1 protein-coding gene (cut by a window edge) is annotated in these 20,058 nt (G+C 52.0%); it reads right to left on the bottom strand.

The window, feature by feature from the left end; genetic code table 11:
* Positions 1–81: 81 nt before the first annotated feature.
* Positions 82–20,058: part of a cation diffusion facilitator family transporter coding region (locus tag HYT79_06880; protein MBI2070312.1), annotated on the bottom strand (this coding region is incomplete at its 5' end). 21,308 nt of the annotated region lie beyond the right edge of the window; the window shows 19,977 of its 41,285 annotated nt.

The raw sequence follows: 20,058 nt of genomic DNA, 5'->3' as shown, positions 1-20,058 counted from the left end.
GAATGCAACGATAACATATTTTCACACTAGGGCATTTTGACCCAATTAAATTTGGGACTAAAGTTAAATCGGCGGGAACGATCAGCGGCGGCGTTTTTTATTGGTGGATTCGTTCTCGAGAGCGATTTCGGCCTCGATTTCTTCTTCGGCCAAGCGCTCCTTATTTTCTTCTTCAAGCGGAGCAATGCGGACTTGCTGCGCCGGCGGAAGCGCTTTGATTTCGGGCGTTTCCAATTGCGCTTGTTCGGTTTTGGGAAGTTCCGGATTTCTTTTTTGACCGAGCGAGCGCAAAACTTGACGAGCCAGAGCATGGATGGCGATCGGCCCAAAGGCGATCATGAGAGGGACGATCAAGTTTAAAACAAACGGCGCGCCGAAAATTTTCATCAAAAATATCAGGGCGATGGACGTCAACGGCGCAATCGTATATTTGACGTCATCAATACCTATGGAGATTTTTTTCTTGGCTTTTTTTCCGGCTGGAGCCGGGTTAGGGGTCTGGGTCAGCGCATTTAAAAGACGCGCCGCCTCGCCCGGGTTCTCCCTGGAATAAACCAAGGCTTGAGATTTGCTTGGAGGAGCCGCTGATTTGCCGCTTAGACCCAAAGACAGCATTCGCGGAAATTCCCGCAAAATGGATTGTTCAGCCGATCGTTTACCGAAGTCGTAACCCAGATAAGCGGCGCGGTCGAAATTTAAACGTTCCTGTTCGGCCAATTGCTTAAGCGAGCGGCCCCAATCCGTTGTGCCGATCAAGCCCGCGAAGGATTCGTTGTCGACGCTTGTTTCAATGGAATATTTCGGTCCCAATAAGCGGCGAAACTTCTTGATGAAATCGTCGAAATTTGATTCCTTGAACAAGCCTCCTTGGTAACGCATGACATAGCGGCCATTTTGATCGATCATGTCTTTCTCAACATAGTCTAATTGCGCCACCCGCGCCTTGAGCGCAGGGTCCATCATGTCCTCTTCCCTGGTCGCCGGTCCGTCATCAAAACGGACCCAGTTATAAGCGACCGGCGCCGTCCCATGAAGATTAGTAGTAGGCTTTCTGGGAATAACAAACCCGCCCCAAACTGAGTCAGGGGAAATTTCAAGGTCATAAACGTCTCCAGGGACCATCTTCTTAAACGCTTGCTCAAAAGCCGCCCGCACGCCGGCATTATCTTCAAAGCTCATCTTAGGCGCTGAATAAACGCTTTGCAAACGGCCGTTCATTAACCGATAAGCTTCCTGGCCCATGCCCGTCAAAACATAAACAGGATAAGCTGCATGGCTTCTGTAAAGCCCGGTTAAACGAGCGCTTAAAGCCGGAGCAAGCCTATCCCAAGCGCCCCCATCCCCAGGTGCAGTTACGGTCAACAGCACGACGGCCTTCCCTTGTTTCGCCAAATAAGCCAGCAGCCCGCTCAGTTCATCGGTATTGAAGTTTCCCCCCGGAGCCTGATCGATATTGACGACGACTGAATCAACGGCGCCTTGTTCCAGGTATTGCATTAATTGTTTTTCATGAGCCGGTCCCATGACAGGACTTTTTCTTATGCCGAACCATTTGCGCGGCTGAGGAAGTTTCGCTTGCGCTTGGGCGGGATCGCTGATGGCTTTAACCGGCAAATAGGATTTTTTATCCTTGGGTAATCGAGGGCCGCGGATGGCCAGGATGCCGGGCGTCGGCGCAAAACGCGAAGCGACCGGCGCGCTTTTCTCACTTGGCACGACCACCAAGGCGCGCTCTCCCACCATCATTTCCGACAGCCAATCGATGGGATAAACGACGCGTTGATCGCTCGCCGTATTAGGGTCAAGGGTTACCGTTAGAAATTCTCCGTTTTTTTGCAGTTGGCCGACGACATTAATGGAATGTTTATCCTTGCCCGTGTCGATGACAACCAAAGGAACAAGACGATCTTTAATCGCCGCTTCCGATGCTTTTTCAATCGGTATTTCGCGGATGGACGTGCCTGTGCGCTCGGTCAATAAATTCATCACCCAAACAACCTCGAAAGGATTCAATCCCTTTTTACGGATGTCCTTGACCGGCCTATTAAGCGCGCGTGCCGCCGTCCTCTCGATTTCACGCGGACGGAGCAAAGACCGCCCCATTTTGCCCAGAGCCGCATTAAAAGTATTGGCGATGGCGTAAATCGAACAATCCCCGTCTCCGCGCTGGCGGCCGCTATGAGGCGTATCGATCACAAGGCCTTTTTTAACGGCTTCTTTAATCATGGCATCGTAGGAACCCGAGCGGCCGATTGCTACGGCGGCGGCATAATTAAGCCAAAGCGTTTCACTTTTTGCGCCGTCGGGTTTAGCGTCTTGCCTTAAACTCGAAATAGCCAGAGACGGGGAAAAACTTTCCCTTTCGTCAAAAGAGAGAGAGCCGAGCATTTTTTTAAGTTTCGATGATTTGACCGGTTTCTCCCGCCACGGTTCCCCCAATTGATCGACTGCTGCCGAGGCTTCGTCAAAATAAGCATCTGGAAGCTTTGCTTTTCCAGCCTTCGCTTGCTTTTGTCGTTTAGGGGTTTTTCTTCCTGAGCTCAACGCCGCCCCTATGGCGCCGGCCCCTGCGGCCACCCAAGGAAGCGCCCCCGATAAAATAGAAGCAGCCTCTGTCGCTCCGGCGCCTGTGGATGCGTGCGCCACGCCCGGAGCCAATAAGCCCAGCGGCAAGACAATCCAAGGCAAGATGTTAAGCCAGCCGCCTAAGCCCCCCTCTCCGCGACGAACTCCGGATGTTTTAACAGCGGTTTCAAAATCCCGCCTGAGTTCCTCAAGAAAGATGCGCGCCGTATCAATATCTTCCGGTGTTGTATCGGGCGCCCCCTGGGCGACGCTCGATGAAAATCCCGCATCGTCGCCCTTGTTTTGTTCAAGCTGTTTGCGCATTTCGTCCAAGCGTTCGATGAATTCATTAAGGATTCGGCGCATATGCGCCAGACGAAACTCTACCGGCGCTCCCCCTTGGAAAGAAAGCTCCATGATGAATTCATGGATTTCTTTTTGTTTGACGCTGCCTTTGAGAATGCTTGAAAGAGCGCCGGCCGCTTGTACGACGCTGTCGGCCGGAAATTCATAAGGGTAGGACTGGTATGAAATTTCATAAAGACCCTTTAAATGTCTCCCGAATACAACATCGAATTCCTGAACTCCGGCGCGCTTGGCCCAATTTGCGTTTTTGCTGAAGATCGACGAGGGGTTTTCCATGGTTCCGCCAAAAGGCAAATCATCATCCTTAAGCAAATCAAGCAAAAATTTCCGCTTCGCGCTTCTGTCCAACCGGGACCAGCCGGAATCGCCGTAAAGATTGACGATGACGCCGAGCGCGCTGACAATGCTTTTGGCTTGAATTTCTTCGCTAAAGAACCCGGTCGATTCGATTTTTCTTTTTTGCGCAACCGGCATTTCCTTGGCCATGTGAAGAAAATCTTCCAAAACCGCGTGTTGATATTGTTCCGGCAGGACATCCGTAGCCATCAGCAGATTAACGACGTCTTTGCGCAAAGCCTCTTTCTCCCGCTCATAGCCGTCGGGATCATGGGGGGTTTTCAACTCCATCTCGATCAACGCGGACCAATTTTCATGGAGGCTTCTGCCGATCTGACCCATCATCGCCTCGGGACTTGGCGGCGGACCCTCGCCGCCGGCATTGCCCCCGGCCGCGACCGCCGCGCCGATCGCCAAAGACCCCATGGCTGAGACTGCGGCAGGGTCTAAAAATAAAAATACGGCGACGATCAATGCCAACGCCGAAAAAACGCCGGTGCGTTTTAAAACCTCCGGTTTCCGGCGCAATTGTCCTGCTTGGCGAAGAACCAAATGGACGTCGACCTTGCGCAAGATGGCGGCAACGCGCTCTTTCTCTTGATCATTGCCCGGCGCCAAAACTTTCTCAAGCCACCCGCCGGCTTCTTCGGCGCTCAACCGTCCCTGGGCAATTTCTTCGGCCAACGCCGAAGCGGCCATGTGCGGATTGCCGGCGAGAATCAGCGCGCGGGCGGCTTCGGCGGCCTGCTCTTTGGCCGGGTCCAAATACTTAATGGCGAAACGCAGATGTTTCTCCCGGACATAGCCGATCCAATCGTCTTGTCGTAAAAGATTCAAAAGTTGAGCCGCCTCAATATTCGTCAATTCATATTTGCCGAACGCATCAACGATGCGATCCAGCTCATCGCTATACGACCAGTTTGAGTTACCGGGCAAAGTCGGCAAATAATTCTCAAGAAAATTCACGGCATTAGCGCGAAATTCAGGATTTTCCAATTCTTTCCCGGTCACGCCTTCAACGCCCCGCTTAGCCATTTGGGCGAGCAGCGTCTTTCGTTTCTTTTCCTGATTCTTCAAATACTTGGGATCCGGCGGCTGGTTAAAAACTTTATTCATGGCATAAAGGAAAAGAGCGTAAAAAATCCCAAAGCCCGCCGCCAGCATGGAAACAAAACCAAAGCCTTGTCCCATTGAAGAAAACATGGTTAAACCGATCCACGCATTAAGGAGCCCAATGCCCGTCAATATTCCGATGAATAATGCCGTTTTGCTTTTATCCGAGGCTTTGGGCGTTGATGCTGTTTCGCCGGCCTTGCCGTGAAGCATATCTTCGGCGACGATATCAGCCGCATCCCCATTAGCCAGCAACCGCGATTGCGCCGCAAAACGGTTTAATGTTTCCGGTTCCTTAAGCAACTCGGCTACTTTGGGTCCGGCATGAGAGGCCCGGTTAACCATCACGCCGGCGCCGTTTGCGATGATCACGCGGGCGTTGCCGGCTTCCTGTCCCGGCGCCGGCCCCACCAGCACCATGGGTTTGCCTAAAATTTCGGCCTCCGTTGTGGACACGCCCCCCGGTTTCGTCACCACCAAATCCGCTGCCGCCATTTTTTGAAGAAGTTCACGATGAGGGAGAAAGCCGTGGACCCTGGCTTTTATCCCCAATCGCGCGACCAGGCTCTCGAGGCGCTTTTTTAGTTTTTCGTTTCTGCCGGCCACCAAATCCAATTCAATCCCTTCAACGCCTTTAAAAGAGGCCGCTGTTTTTTCCAAGGCTCCGGTGCCGTAACCCCCCATTAAGACCAAGACTTTGGCGATGCCTTGACGGTCGGCGTGGACCGGGACAACGCCCTCCATGTCCACCGGGATGCCGGAAACCATAATTTTTTCCCTGGCGATGCCGCGCGCCACTAATTCATCGGCCACGGGCTGCGTTTTGCCGGGTTCTCCCTGAATTCCGGCCACATAATAACGGTCGATATCCCTGTCGATCCAAACCGCGTGCGCTTTCCAATCCGTGACCACAACGCCGAGTTTGGCTTTCAGGCGGCCGTCTTTTTTGGCTTGAGAAATCCCCTCCAGCGGGAGATAACTCATCAGAATCATATCCGGCTGTTTCCGGATAAGATCATCGACAAGCTTGCGGTAGCTGCGTTTGCGGGACCATTTCCAAAAATGAGCGATGCCGGGCAAAGGCAGCAATTTGTCGCCAAGGTGGAAAATTAAATGCATCACCCTCGGAAAACGCCCATGGATGAAAAATAAAAGGGATCGCAAAAATTTCAACCGGCTTTCCGGCAGATAATCGGTGATGTCGATGGGCTCAACCTCGGCGCCGCGATTCTTGAGCGATTGAGCCACGGCCTTGGCCGCCATCTCATGCCCGGCGCCGTAGGAGGCGTGAAGGATAACGACCTTGGGAGCGGCATGCTCATGGGGAACCGGCCGATTGTCGTCAATCGACTCAAGCATTCGCCCGGTGATCGCATGAGCCGCGTCATTATTGACGATCAGCCCGTTGTTTTTGCCCATCTCAACAAGGCGTTGCGGCTGGGCCAACAATTCAGCGGCGATCGCCCCGATGCGCGAGGCATCGTTCGTCAAGATGCCCGCCCCGCTTTCAACTAAAACATCGGCGTTATAGGTCTCATTGCCGAAGGTCGGACCCACGAATAAAACGGGTTTGGCCAAGGCTCCGGTTTCCGTAATGGTGTTGCCGCCGGCCTTGGTGATCACCATATCCGCATTGTGCATCATGGGCACGAATTCTTTATCGTGGTCGACGAAGCCGTAAACCGAGGCGTTCAACCCCAGCGAACTGACTTTTTCTTCCAATTGTCTTTTGAGAGACTCGTTTCTTCCGGCGATGAGTTGAAGATGGACGCCGGCAATGCCTTTGAAGGACTCGGCGACTTCCATCAGAGCGCCTGCGCCGTAGCCGCCCATAACCACTAAAACAGTTTTTGTCGCCCCGTCGGCCGGCGCTTGGCGTTGGGAAGCTCTGACAGCCTTAAGGTTGGGATCCACGGCGCGCCCGCTGATGACGATGCGGTCCCTGCTGACTCCCCCTCTGATCAACCTACGGACAATCCCCTCCTGGGCCTTGACTACGGCTTGGGGAGCCTGTTGTTCATCCGCGATTCCGGGAATGAAATAAAAATCCGGCCGCGAATCGATGAAAACTGAATGAATATGCCAATTCGTGATGGCGACCCCGATTTTGGATTTGAGGCGTCCCTGCTGTTTCGCTTTAAGCAGTCCATCAAGCGGAATATAGGTCGTCATAACGATATCCGGTTGCTTCCGGATAATTTCTTCAACCAGTCCGCGATAGCTGCGCCGGTTCATCCAGCGCCAGGCATGAAAAATTCCGGGCAATACCAAAAACCAATCGCCGACGCTGTACATGATGCTGAAAAGCCAAGGAGCTTTCCCCTGAAGCAAGAATAAAGCCTTCTGAAGGCGATTCCCGTAAGCCGGAGGCAGACGTTTGCGGGCGTCGATCACCTCGGGCACGATGCCACTGGCCCGGAAAGTCTTGGCCAAAGCGCCGGCCGCCATCTCATGCCCGGCGCCGTAGGAGGCGTGAAGGATAATGACCTTGGGAGATGGCGCGGGATTGCCTAAATGGCTCGGGGTTCGACTCTCTTGCGCCGGAGGATTCGGCTCATTGGCGGCCGGATTGTTGAAAATGGCCGCTGAACTCGACGGGCCCTCCGGTTTTTTAGGCGGCCCCGTCGGCCGCCCTATCGTTAAGCGCTCCCGCCACTTCATGTAAGGCAGCTGAAACCAATGCTTATCCGCCCGGTAAATGGCGTAGGTGATGAAAAAAGCGGCGAACACATCGATGGAATAATGCAACCGCGATAAAAGAACGGCGGAGCCCATCAGCAATGAAATCGCCAGGAAAGAAAAACGCACCCAACGATTGCGAAAAACAAGAAAAGCCAAAAAGGGCAAAGCCGCATGGCCGGAAAAGAATAAATCATGGCTCATGGTGAAATACTTGAATAAATGCTCATAGAGAGGATCGCCGGCCACCGATAACGCTTGCTCAGGCGCATGCATGGGGGTCAAAACGATAAAAAAGCTCCTAGCCGCGATCAACAAAGCGAATAGCCAGAGCAAGTGAGGCAGACGCTCCCTTTCCTGCCAAACGGCGGCGGCGATGGCCCACCCGATGAAGGCAAGGAATCCCCACAGAAAAACAACGCGCATATCAACGACGGGGAGCCAAGAAAGCAGCAGGTCGGGCAAGGCATAAGATTGGGCTCCGATGGCATTGGCGATATGGCCCGCTTGGATATTGAGCAGGAGCGAACCCAGGATAGCCAGGGAAGCGAACAAAAATTTTCCCTTCCAAAGCCTGCTGATTGTTGACATGGGCGGCAGGGGAGCCATCGCCTGAATTTCATCTTCCGTCTTTTCTGGGTTTAGGATATGAGCTTTTTCGTGCTTTGCGATTTGAGCGCGTTCGCGGGAGGTGAGCTTTTTTAATGTTTCGATTTGGTGAGCGAAGTAATACACCTGATTTCTTGTTCGTCCCGGATGAACAACGATGTCTTCGGGCGGATCAAGACCAGCCGCTTTCGCCCACTTGATCAGCTCTTTTTTACTCGCTTCAATGACATAAACTTGGGTTGCTTTTCCATTGGGGCCCTCCTGGAGATAATCCTTTCCCGGATCAAAAAACGAATACTCCTCCATATCGGGGGCAATGGCCCTAACCTTACCTGCTTTAAAAGCCGCTTCAATCAGCGGATTGATGACTTTTTCATGCTGCGCCTGGGGCAGTTCTTTGCCGGAAAGCCGCATCGCCGGGCCTTCGGTTTTTTTTGCGTTTTTGCCGTTATTTTGCCTAGGCTCTACCGTTTCTCGGTCTGTGAGCATGGGACTTATAAACCCTTTGGTTTGCTCCAGAAGGGGCTGGGCGTCGGTATTCCCCAACTTGCCCGCGCGCGCCAGGCGAATATTTTTTTCGATGATCGCAACCGCGCGATGGTACGCTTCGGGCGTCTGCAAATGGTGCGCGCGAAGATTACCCTTTATGAAGCGCGGCATGATGTCTGAAATCGGTCCCATGTGTTCTTTTTGGGTTAGGCCGAATGCATTCATGAAAAAGAACGCCGCTTTCGAAAAAATGCTGATGCCTAATGTCCGCAGCAAAATGCCCAAATGACGCCAACGCCGCGACCACACGTCGCTGCGCAATGTTTTTTTCAGCATCTTGTTGCCGGAAATGACTTCATCGAGCCTCATGGCCGGCATGTCGGGACCCGGCTGCAGCGCCGGGTTGTTAGCCAAAATCTCGTACTCGCTATCGCCGCGCGCGTCGCGCTTCACCGAAATCGAAAGCTTGGGAACGCGGCCGTAGTCAAAGCCTTTGTCGCTCTTTCGGTAGCGACCGTCGGTGTAAATGTCGACATGGTCGAGATCAGCATTGACCACGAACAGATTCGGGATATGGTGATAGGGCTTCAAATACTGCCTGACAAACGCCCGAATCTCGGGATCGGAGTTGTTTTCAACGTCCGGCGGTACCGCAAGGGTGCCTGTAAGCACTTTTTCTTCGCCGATGCCCTTGTTAATCGCGGCGTCATCGCGTGCGTCATTCTGTAAAGGCGAGTATCCATCGGAACTGCGCAGCAGCACGTTGATCTTCTTGCCCGACTTAAGCGTGATGAGCAACGTGCCGGCCTCATCGAGCGTCGAGAAGGGATGGAAATCGTTGAGCTCTATTTTGGCAATCGGCGCGCCACGAAAACCGTCCCACTTGCCCAATGGATAGTCGTGCGTCACCGATTTTGCCGAAGACGAGGCGTCCGTTTGTGTGATCGTCTTTCCGACCAAAGTTTCACCGGTCGAAACGAAAGTCCAGTCTTTATCGTTGAGGAGCTTTTTGTAGTAACCCGAAAATCCCGCCGCGTTTTTGCCTTCGATCACAATCTCGCGCGCCTGGTTGCCTTGCCCGGCCGGATGAATGCTGATGCGATCGGTGACAACGGCTTGGCCTTCCAGCGCCGGAAAGTCGATGTGCTGCCATGGTGGCAGCGGAACAAAACGCTGGGCTTCGGCCAAATCGTAAATTTTTCCTTTTTCATTCTTCGGCGGGTCGAACACGTAGCGCAGGCCCGGGCATGATCCGAGCATTTCGTGATCGTAGCCCTTAACCCACAAGCCGGGCTTTCCGTTGTCTTTGCCATAGAGCAGCCAAGTGGAACCTGCCTGCGCAAGTTTCTCTCCGACAACGCGCCCGCGGTATGGGGTGAGGAAGCCGCGTTGAAAGTCGGCCGGCAGGCCCGTGTCCCAGTAGCGAATCTCGCGGCCGTTTTCCGTAAGGATACCGAGCGTCCCGGTAAAACCATAGAACGTTTTTCCGCCGTCGGCGCCCTCGTAATAATTGTCGATGTCCGTGTAGGGGTTGATGAACTCAAGCGTCGGCCGTTGCGAAGGTTTCACGCCGATGCTCAAGCCGAACGCCCAGTCGCGCGCCCTGGGAAAGCGCAACGCGCCGCCGAAGGGCGTACCGTTGTCAGAGGACCACTTTACCGGCAGCTTTGAGTCCGGCACGGTCGGTTTGTAAAGATACAAAATGCCGTCCGAGCCGCGCGCCGCGATGATCTCGCCGGCGACTTGGATGCCTTCGATTGTTACACCATCGGGCAGATGGGGACCGCCCGATCCGTCATGCAGTTGCCATTTCGTCGCGAGTTCCGGTTCGACTTCAACCAAACGGCCTCTGCGCAACATGAAACCTCTCTTCGCGGCGTCGGGTTTAGGAGTCACGATAATCACGCTCCGCGCTTCATCGTAGGCATACGCATAGGGACCGGCGACCTTTTCAAAACGCGCTTTGAGTTCGGCGGCCGAGGGCGGCTCGGTCACTGGAACCTCGAATGGCTTGGTTGCCAAAATCCCAGCGTAGCGCATCCAAATGCGTCCTTGATCGTCCAATTTGTATTCGAAATACCCGGTACGGCTGCGTCTCTTGTCTGTAACGCCCAAGCCTTTTGTTGTTAAATCGCGGCTCATTTGATCGCTGATGGCTTCGAGAGTCGCCTGCTCATTGATAATGGGCAATGGGTATTTGGACTGAATTTTGCTTTCCGTCAATGCCGGATTTTCAATATGGGCCCGCTCATGTTTGGCGATACGGGCTCTTTGAGCGGGCGTGAATTTTTTGAGCGTTTCGATTTGGTGGGCGAAATAATAAACGTTGTTGCGCGAACGTCCCGGATGGACGACAATATCGGAGGGCGGATCGATCCCCCCGGCTTTAGCCATCTTGATCAATTCTTCTTTGGTGACCTCGATGACATAAACTTGTATCGCTTTTTTCTCCGTCATTCCCGCGGAAGCGGAAATCCAGACCCCTCCCCCATTTAGGTAATCACCTTCCGGATCAAAAAACGAATACTCATCCATATCCGGGGTCACGGCCCGGACACGCCCCGCCTTAAACGCCGCTTCAATCAGCGGGTTGATGACTTTCTCGTGCTCAGCCTCGCTTAAACCCTTGCCTGAAAGCCGCATGGCCGGGTCATGGCCGTTTCCTTCTTCGAGAAGTTTGCGAACTTCTTTTTTGCCTTCTTCCAGTAAAGCATCGTGGTCGATAAGGCCGGCGTCATCGGCATTAATGTCGAGCAGGCCCAGAGCCGCCTCGATTTGATCGCGAATTTTTTGAGGAACGCCGTATTTTTCTACGGCGGCGATCGCGGCTTGCGCTGTTTCCCGAAGAGGGGCGTCCGGCGCGTTTTGCTCCCATTTTTCAAACAGAGTCGCGGCATAAGCGCCAAGAAAAACCCGATTTTTCTTATCGGCAAAGTGCTGGTCTAAAATTTTGCGGAGAATTTCTCCATAGAGATCTTTATCTTTGCCTGATAATTGATACAAGGCGTTCAGTCCCCGATAGTCTGGAAGCACCGGGCTTAATTTTTTTATCGACTTGTGAATGACGTCAATCAATCCGAGATAACCGATTCCTCCTGCGATCAACCCCATGACACCGGCGGCGCCAATACCAAAAAAAGGAGTTAAGACAACGGTCGCAAGAGCCGCAATAAGTCCATAGGAACCTAGATGAATACCAGCCTGGGTACGGCTGATATCTTCGGCATAAGGACCTGCATTAATGAAATTCTTGGCTTCCTGAATTCTGGTCAATTGCCGGTACTCGGGACCCTCAAAATAAGCGTTCATTTGTTCCATGGCCACAGATAGATCATCCGCAACTGCGGGAGTCAGAAGAGCGCTTTCTTTCTTAGGAATAGCCAGGGCTTTTTCCGCGGGCACGGATGACGCTGCGGCCTGGGCTTGGCCATTTGTGCTTTCCGTAAAGGGTGTCGCCAGGACAAGCTCGCGAACCGTCTTAATGAGCCTGATTCCTTCCGGAGTCAACTTGGGAAGTTGATGAGTCTCAAGCTCCTTAAGAATGTCAAGAAAGTGTTGAGGGGTCGGCAGCCAGCCCAACGTTTTAGGCATATTTTGGTGATTTTTTAAGTATTCGGCGATTTCTTGTGAATCGGGAAAAAGAATGTCATGGCGGCCTTGTTTAAGAAGAGCGGCATAGCTTGCCAAAATCCCGACAATGGCATGATCAACGACATAGCCGGTCATCTCATTGACTTCGGGTGTAAATTTGGACCATTGTTCTTTGTAACTTTGCAAAAGGTCCAACGAATCCCACAGCCCCTTCCACAAATGATTCCCCGCGCTTCTGGGTAAAGCTGCGGAGAGTTGGGGCCGGATCGTCAATGCCTGGGCTAACGCCGATGAAAGGGCAAAATATCCTCTATATGTCTCGCCGTCTGCGACGTAATAATCACCGTACCCGTTATATTGCTTTCTCTCGAGCTGAGGCGTGCGAGTCAACGTAAAAATGTTGTCCCACAATTCCTCCATCCCTTTTGCGTTTAACTGTTCATGGGCTTTTAAAATATATTTAGAGAGCTTTTTCGCATTCGCCCGATTGATCGCTGAATTAAGCTTCTTCTTCCACTTATTTAGAGTCTTGATTTGCTGCGAACCCGTCAAGGCCATGCCCAAAAACACCGGCGCCGCCATAACGAAAGACCATGGGTCAAAAGAAAACGACGCCGGCGCCCAAACGCCGGTTACTGCGGCGATCAAGGAGGCCGGAATGAAAGCCAGCAAGAAGAGCGGGAAGTATTTACCGATAATAGAGTTTAGACTGCCCGGCGCATTACCTGCGCCATCCGAAGGAATTTCTTTGTTGATCCCATCGATAAACTTTTTGAAATAAGCTGAAGCCCGGCCATAAAGAGCCTCGTCTTTCCAGGCTTTAATAAATTTTTTGACGTTGACATTGTTTTCCCGGATGATTTCAACTTGCTTGGCGATGTCAGGAGGCAGCAATGTGGCTTGAGCCGCCCTTCTGAGATAAATTTCCTGGTCGCGATCCGTTTTTTCATAACTGGCCAGCCCTTGTTCCCTCCCGTCGAAAAGCGAGGGCAGTTGATAAATGGATTGAATGACCTGCCTGAAACCCTCAAATCCCAAATCCACCCTGTCCATTTGAGTTTGATACCAGGAAGCGATTCTGGGGCTGTATCGGCGGCCGCGCTTAAGCTCCTCCCCAACATAATCAGGCCCGATCCAATTAGCCTCGATCTCGTTTTCCAGACTGTGTAAGCCGTCGAATGTCAGGCTTTGACGCATATGGATGAGTTCGTGATAAACGGCAGGCGCGAATTCCCCAACGAATTGCTTGCGTTTTTGATCGTCGTTTAAATCATCCAAAGATAAATCCAGCATTTGAAGCATCCCGGGTTGAAGGCGAATTTGCCTGGCGGCCCAATCGAACTCCAGGGCCGATGTTTCAACATGGGTTTCTAAAATTTTGAAAGGGACGTTTTTCTGTTTTTCCCACAAGCGGGCGAGGGGACGGCCCAGAGGATTCGTTTTAAGTTCGGCGATGAATTCTTTTTTCAGCTTACGCTCAAGCGGCGTCGCGGCGGTGTCCGGCGGCGGCCTGCTGCCGCGCACCGAAAGAGTCATCATCATAACGCCAAAGGCCGCAATGACTGCGGCAATGGCCGGATTCACCGGCCAAACGGCTGCGGCTGCCGCAACCAGAGCAATCAGGTTGAGACCCTCGTACAAAATATGCCCTTTTTGGGATTTACTTGGCCTAATTCTAAAAGTCTGTAGAGTTTTTTCATCAACATTCAATGAAGGTTGCGCCAGCAGCGCTTCGGGATCATTTAGCCGGATCAATTCGTCAAACCACTTGGCGGCAGCCGGCCTCATGAACTCGTCGCCGGAACGAATAAAGGAAATAAGCCTGGAGATAGGATTTCTCCCGCGATAGCCGAATAATTTCACGGAAATGTCATCGCGTTTTTGCCGGATCAGCGCTTCCTGGTCGACAGCGGATGAATCGGCCTGCGATTTTTTTGAGGCAAGCTCGTTTTTAGCGGTATCCGCCTGTTCCGTTTCTCCTATTGAGATATAGATATCATGTCCGTTGCCTGAATTTACCGCACCGACAAAAAAATCGCCCGCAGGATCGATTAAAGCAGCCTCCATTTCGCGAGACGTTGGCCCCTGCAATATTTCCATGGTCACAGTAGGAGCACCGGAGCTTAAAGCCTCTTTCCTAAAACGTTTTATTGACTCAGCGCCAGCTACGGTAACCCATCCGTCCATGTCTTCGGATATCGAAAGAACCGGACCGTCTGCGTCGGTAGCCTTAATGATTGCGGTGTCCCCGTTGTTTATATCGGTCATAGAAACTGAGCCAATCGAATTGCCGGTCCAGATATGGTGTTTATGCGTTGTCTTGCCTAAGGCAACAGTCTCGAAAAGCCCCATCTCTACAGTCTCGACATCAGCGATGTTCTGATCGATCCTTATTAAAAAAATGTGCCTCGGACTTCGAGAAAGAGCGATGGTGTCCGCGCTTAAAGCCATGATCCTAAATTGACCTGCCGGTATAATTCCATTAATAGGAATTCGTAGATGTTGCTTTGGCCAAGAAGCCATATCTTTTTTATCCATCAATGCCAAGACGATGCCTTTGCCCCCATCGCTCCAAACTACGACCATTCGCCCATCATCCAAAAAGGTTGTACCCAGAAACCGCTCATTTAATTCTCGAAGCCAACTTTTGCCGGATTCAAGATCGATATAAATCAACGTATTGCCATCGGAACGGTCGTCGCGCAGATGCGTCATCGTAATAACAAGCTGACGGCCGTCCGGTGAGATAGCTAAATGGTTAATGTCAGGCATCTTCACATCATTTAAATTGAGCGGCAGCGAAGCTATTTTTTTATTTTCCAAATCAATAATTTTCACGTTTTTTTCATGGGCGACGACCAAACGTTTATTCGCGGATGCGGAGAGTCGCGGGTGTAGGTATGTTCCGTATCCATCGATACTCAAACGGTAAGTCGTATATCCGGCATCTTGAATATATGGTTCCATTGAGGACCACTCAAGCGGCCATGAAAGGAGTTGGGCCGGCATAGGAGGCAACCGATCAGACTCAAACGCGGTTCCATCCCCCTGATACCTATTCTTCTTCAATACTTTATGCTTGTGATGATTAATGGCGGCGCGGTTGGGTTTGGCCCATTTAAGCGCAGCGCCCAACGCCAAGCTCCCGATAATCGCAAGAATAGGCCAAACACCGGTTACCCCCTGAGGTGCAGCCATGCCCATCAAAAAAGGCGCTAACAGGATAATTAGACCGATACCGCTTAAAGCCGACAAATTAAGGCCCAATTTTGCGAGCATGGCACGAGCGCCTCTTTGGTGCAAGTCGCTCGATCCTTTTAACCACCGCATTAAGATAGGGATAACTTCCTGCTGTGGAGTCAATGTCACTTCATCGGCTATACGTTTAAGTTCGGCTTCGTTGATTTGAGGCTCGGCAATAAATGACTTCTCTTTAATTTTTACGATTGCTCTCATCACTTCTTTCGCAATTTTTATATCGGGATTGGGTTCATCAGCGATGAAAGCCTCCAGTCGGTCTAGATGTTCCGGCCGGCCGATTTCTCCCAATGTCCAGGCAGCCATGGCTCGGAACAAGCTGCCCTGTCCTTTATCCTCTAGAACTTGGGATAGGGCAGGAATCGTCACCGGATCGCGCAGTTCCCGCAATAAACCTAAAATTAAAAACTTTTGATGATTCGTTGTTTTTTGCGCCATGATTCCGGCTAATTGAGCGCTGGAAAATCCACGATCGGCTAACTTCCGACGCCGGATCTCATTGGGTCCATTTTTATCATTAAGAACCTTTAAACTCAGAGCCACGGAATCCCGGAAATATTTCGAGCCTTTTAATTTTTCAAGAAAATCATGAACTTCCGCTGAATCAACGCCGATTTCACCAAGAGCTTCAATGATGGCTGCTTTTGCTCCCATATTCGGTTCATCGTTGAATTGCTGCAGCAAGGGAACGATAACCCGCTCATCACCGATACGGCCAAGGGAATCAATCGCTTGGATCCGTAAATTTGCATCGTTCGATGCCAGCGCCAGATGGAGCAGCCGGCCTGATGCCTCGCTGGCTTGCATGCTGCCCAGGATTGCTACCGCATTTTTCGATTGCAGCGAATCAACGCTAAAAGCTTGGTCAAGATAATTTATCAATAGAGATTCTTCGGTAAGGTTGGCCAAATTAGCGCCACCGGCTTTATGCGACTCGAAATGGGCTTGGTTCCGGCCGCGGCCGCTATCCGCCGCCGGCGCGACGCCATAGTGGATGATTTTTGCCAAGGCATCGCTTGCGTCATCCCGAAGCTGGTGGATTTTCATGGTCCGCCAAAGGGCGAAAATAGCGAGCGGATCTTGCAGGTTAAAGCGCTTCAAGGAAACAATCGTCTCGCGCTGCACCCCCATATCTTTGGACTCAAGCAGGAGCCGGGCCAGATAAGGAACGGCCTTCGGATCGCCTATTCTTTCCAGCGCCTTGCGGGCATAGAAAATTAATCCGGAATCGTTTGCTTGAAGAAGGTAACGGCCGATGCCGGGAACTGAATCTGGGTCACTTAGTTTGCCAAGTTCCCAGAGTCTTGCTTGGACAGCGGGGTAATTTTTGCCGTCAAGGCCGCTGAGCAAAGTCTCAAGAACGCGCTCTCTAGAGACATTGTGCCGAGCGGCGAGCGTGTCGCGATAGTTTTCATCCGCATAGACAGTCCGCTTGACCGTCAAAATTACGGCGCCTAAGGCCAAGGCGCCAAAAATCATGAGAACGGGCCATGGGCTAGCGCCGCCAACCGGAGCAGCAACGCCCATTAAAAAAGGCGTTAAAAAAATAATCAGACCGATTCCGACTAAACCCAACAGCAGATTAAGATCGATAAAACCTCTTTGCTTGTTTTTCGCGCTTTTGCCGCCCGGCAGAACTCTGATGATGCGCCTTAATTCCTCCTGAGAGTAACGTCTCGGAAAATTTTGCTCTGGTGCAGGCGCATTATTGGCAGGCGTCAAGGAACCGGTCTCAGGAACGGACGAAGCAGGCGAAGCGATTTCTCCAACCACTGATGTTTCCCAGAGCGTCAAATTGGAGTCAAACCCCCAAGTTGCCGCAATTTTTCCATCAGCGCGCAGCCAAGCGTCGTTGATGCCTGTTAATGCCGGGTTTTTGATCAACACACGCTCTCTGTGACCCAGCAAAGGGTCCCAGGCCGCTACAAAGCCGGGATAACTAACCGTAACAATCTGTCCGATTGTTCCTGGTTTTTGACTCCAAGAAACAGATCGAAATCGTCCGCCATCCGGATCGCGAATGGTCCCCAGCCTCCGCCCTGTATCAGTATCGAGAACCGCGACGAAACCTTTGGAAGCGGCAACAGCCAGCATTGAACCATCGGGGTTTAGGGCCAGGGAATTGATGTCACCATAACGATGCCCGCTGAAAGCAGCCCGAATATTGGCTATCAAGCTGTCCTGATAGCCTGGAACGATCGTCAGCATTCGTTCCCCGGTACGCGCATCCCAAATCTTCAGGCTTCCCCCCAGGCCCGCGGCTGCAACAACAGACCCATCCTGGCTGATGGAGGCATCGGTGAATCGATCCGGAACGTCTTTCAATCGGATCTTGTGTAATTGATTTCCCGAAGAAACATGCCAGGACGTCAATACCCCGCGATCATCGAGCGCGTAAACTTTGCGGCCGTCCGAGTCAAACGATATGGTTTTAATCCAATGGCTCCCGCTCTCCAATGTGTTCACTTGCCGTCCCGAAGCCGTATCCAAAATAATGATGCTTCCGTCCCAGGCCGCGGTCGCCGCCAGTTTACCGTCAAAACTAAACGCCGCGTCAGCGAACATGGAGCGCTGCGTTCCCCCGATCACTTTTACTTTGCGCCCGATAATAACCACCGCCATGACCGCAATCAGAGAAAAAAGCGCCAGCGCGGGTTCCCCCATAACCGCCAAAACGGCCGGCATGGCCACGCTGTACAACTTTGTTCCTTGAAACTTATCTTGATTGTTGACAGGCGCAGCGGCGTTTAAGGCCGGCAGGCTGGGCGCCTCGCCCAATAATGGTCGCGGATTCGACTGGATTTTTAGGACTTTGCGGCGTGTTTTGAGTTTCTGAGAGGGATAATAGTAAGAAGCATAAATAAGAAGATAAAAAGAAAACGTCAGATAAAGCCCCACGCCGATCCCCAAAAAACCCAGGGGGTTAAAAAGGCTTAAAAAAATCCAGAACCCCAAGAAAACTTTTTCTTTAGGCAGGGTAAGCAATACTTTTCCGACGCGCTTGACAAACTCTTTAATGCTCAACTCCGGCCAATACCCGAACTTGTTCCAAAATTTCTGATTAACGGCATCTCTATCGCTGGGTTGATTTTTTATTTTGCCAGCGTTCACTTCTTGGGGCAAGGCTATGGCAAAAGGTTCAATATGACCGATATGTTTGGTTGCCTTGCCTGCTTTAACTACCTGGTATTGCTCAATCGCGGCCAACAAGGTCCGTGTTTCATCCCTGTATTCTTGATACTGGTCCAGTTCTTTGACGCCGGTCAGCCATTTTTTATCCTTAATTAGTTCGTTTTTGAGCTCGTGGATAGAATCGGGAGCGGTTTCAAGTATTTCCCTGGCATGGGCTAAGGTCGGAGGAATGGCGTCTTCGATCTTCTCGCCGATGAATTCCCTATAAGGCCCGTGACCCTCACCGGTTCTGTCAAAACGTTCGAAGAATTCTTTATATTGCGCATGTTTGAGGATGACTTCTTTGGCGGTATTAAATTTAGCCAGCGCAAGATTTCTTCTGTTTTCGTTACCGTAATGCGGCGGCAATTGTTGTGGATTAGACTTGAGCAATTGAAGGCTATTGGCGTATTCTACCGGCGTAATCGCTGCATCCTCCGAGCGGCCGAACATCACTCCGGCCATTAAGGCCATCGCGCCCAGCATGGCTGCGCTGCCCAAATCAAACGATCCTGAAGCGCCCATTAAGAATGGCGTCAACAATAAGAGCAACAGTTTAAATTTAACCCCCGAATCACTTTGCAGTGATGCGGGGGCGGGCCCGGAGACTTGTTTGTCCCCGGGGATGAACCCCGAAATCTTTTTTTTGGCCCACACGGCGAACCTTCCCAGAGCAATCAAACCGGCGAACGAAATTCCAAAAACCACCCCGGCCAATGGCGCGCCGCCCAACGCCCACGGCAACCCCATAACCCCCGCCCCCCAAATCAAAAAAGCGCGTTCCCGGACGCTCAGAGGCGCGCTCTTATTCCACCGGTAAGAGTCCTCTCCGTATTTAAGACCGCCGGCATAGCGCGGCATGCCCGGGATTTCACCGTCGCTTCTTAATTTCAAGTCATGGCGCCCCAGCCAAACGGAATCAAATTCTCCTTTAAGCTTTCCTCCCTCGTGAAAGAAAACAAAAGCGAGAACAGCCCACATGAAGGCCAACGCCACGCCGATGGTTACCGGCGACACGGCATTGGCCACAAGAATTAAAGAGAAGAAATGGAAAGGCAGGGTTAATTTGAGCAAGGAAAATAAATTACCCACGGAACGGAATAACTCGTTTTTGCTCTCAGCGGCGCCGGGAGCTTCCTTGCGCTCATGTTGAATCCCTCCGGCAGAGCGCGGTCCTTGATCGGCCCGGTCCGGATTTTCTTCACTCACGGAGGAAGAATCCTCCGGGCCCGCCGCCTCAACGGGAGGCTGTTCCTTCTCAGATGTGCCCGCCGCCTGCGCGCGCCCGGCGCCTTCGGTCACATGCGCGGTTTTCATGATCTCGATCTGAATGGTTGCGCGCGCGATGCCGAATTTATTGTTAAGGATTTTTTTAGCGTTTTGAAGGATGTCATGAGGATCGGCGCCCTGGGGGATCATTAAATGCGCGCTCATGACCTTCTCCTGCGAACCCAATCCCCAGACATGCAGATCGTGGACGTTCTTGACATTGGGAATCTCCAATAAATTGCGTTCGATATCATCGATGGAAACGCCTTCGGGCGTGGAGTCGAGAAGAATGTTCCAGGAAGGCTTGAACAATTCCCAAGTCGTTTTAATGATGAGAACGGCGATCAGGAACGTCGTGATGGGATCGGCGATATACCAGCCGAATTGCATCATCAAAAGTCCGGAAACGATGATGGCCACCGAACCCATCGCATCCGTCATCGCATGCAGGAAAGCGGCCTTAAGCCCCAGGCTTTCTTTTTGATACCGGCTTAGTATGAACGCGGAAATGATGTTTGAAATCAATCCTGCCGTAGCCAACAGCAAAGCGGCTCCGCCGGGAATCGCGGGAGGAGCCGAAAGCCTGCCGAAAGCTTCGAAAACTAAATTTCC

Source organism: Elusimicrobiota bacterium (assembly GCA_016180815.1).
In the GTDB taxonomy this organism is placed as follows: Bacteria; Elusimicrobiota; Elusimicrobia; order JACQPE01; family JACQPE01; genus JACPAN01.
The sequence above is the reverse complement of the archived record's forward strand: the minus strand, read 5'-3'. Positions and strand labels throughout refer to the sequence as shown.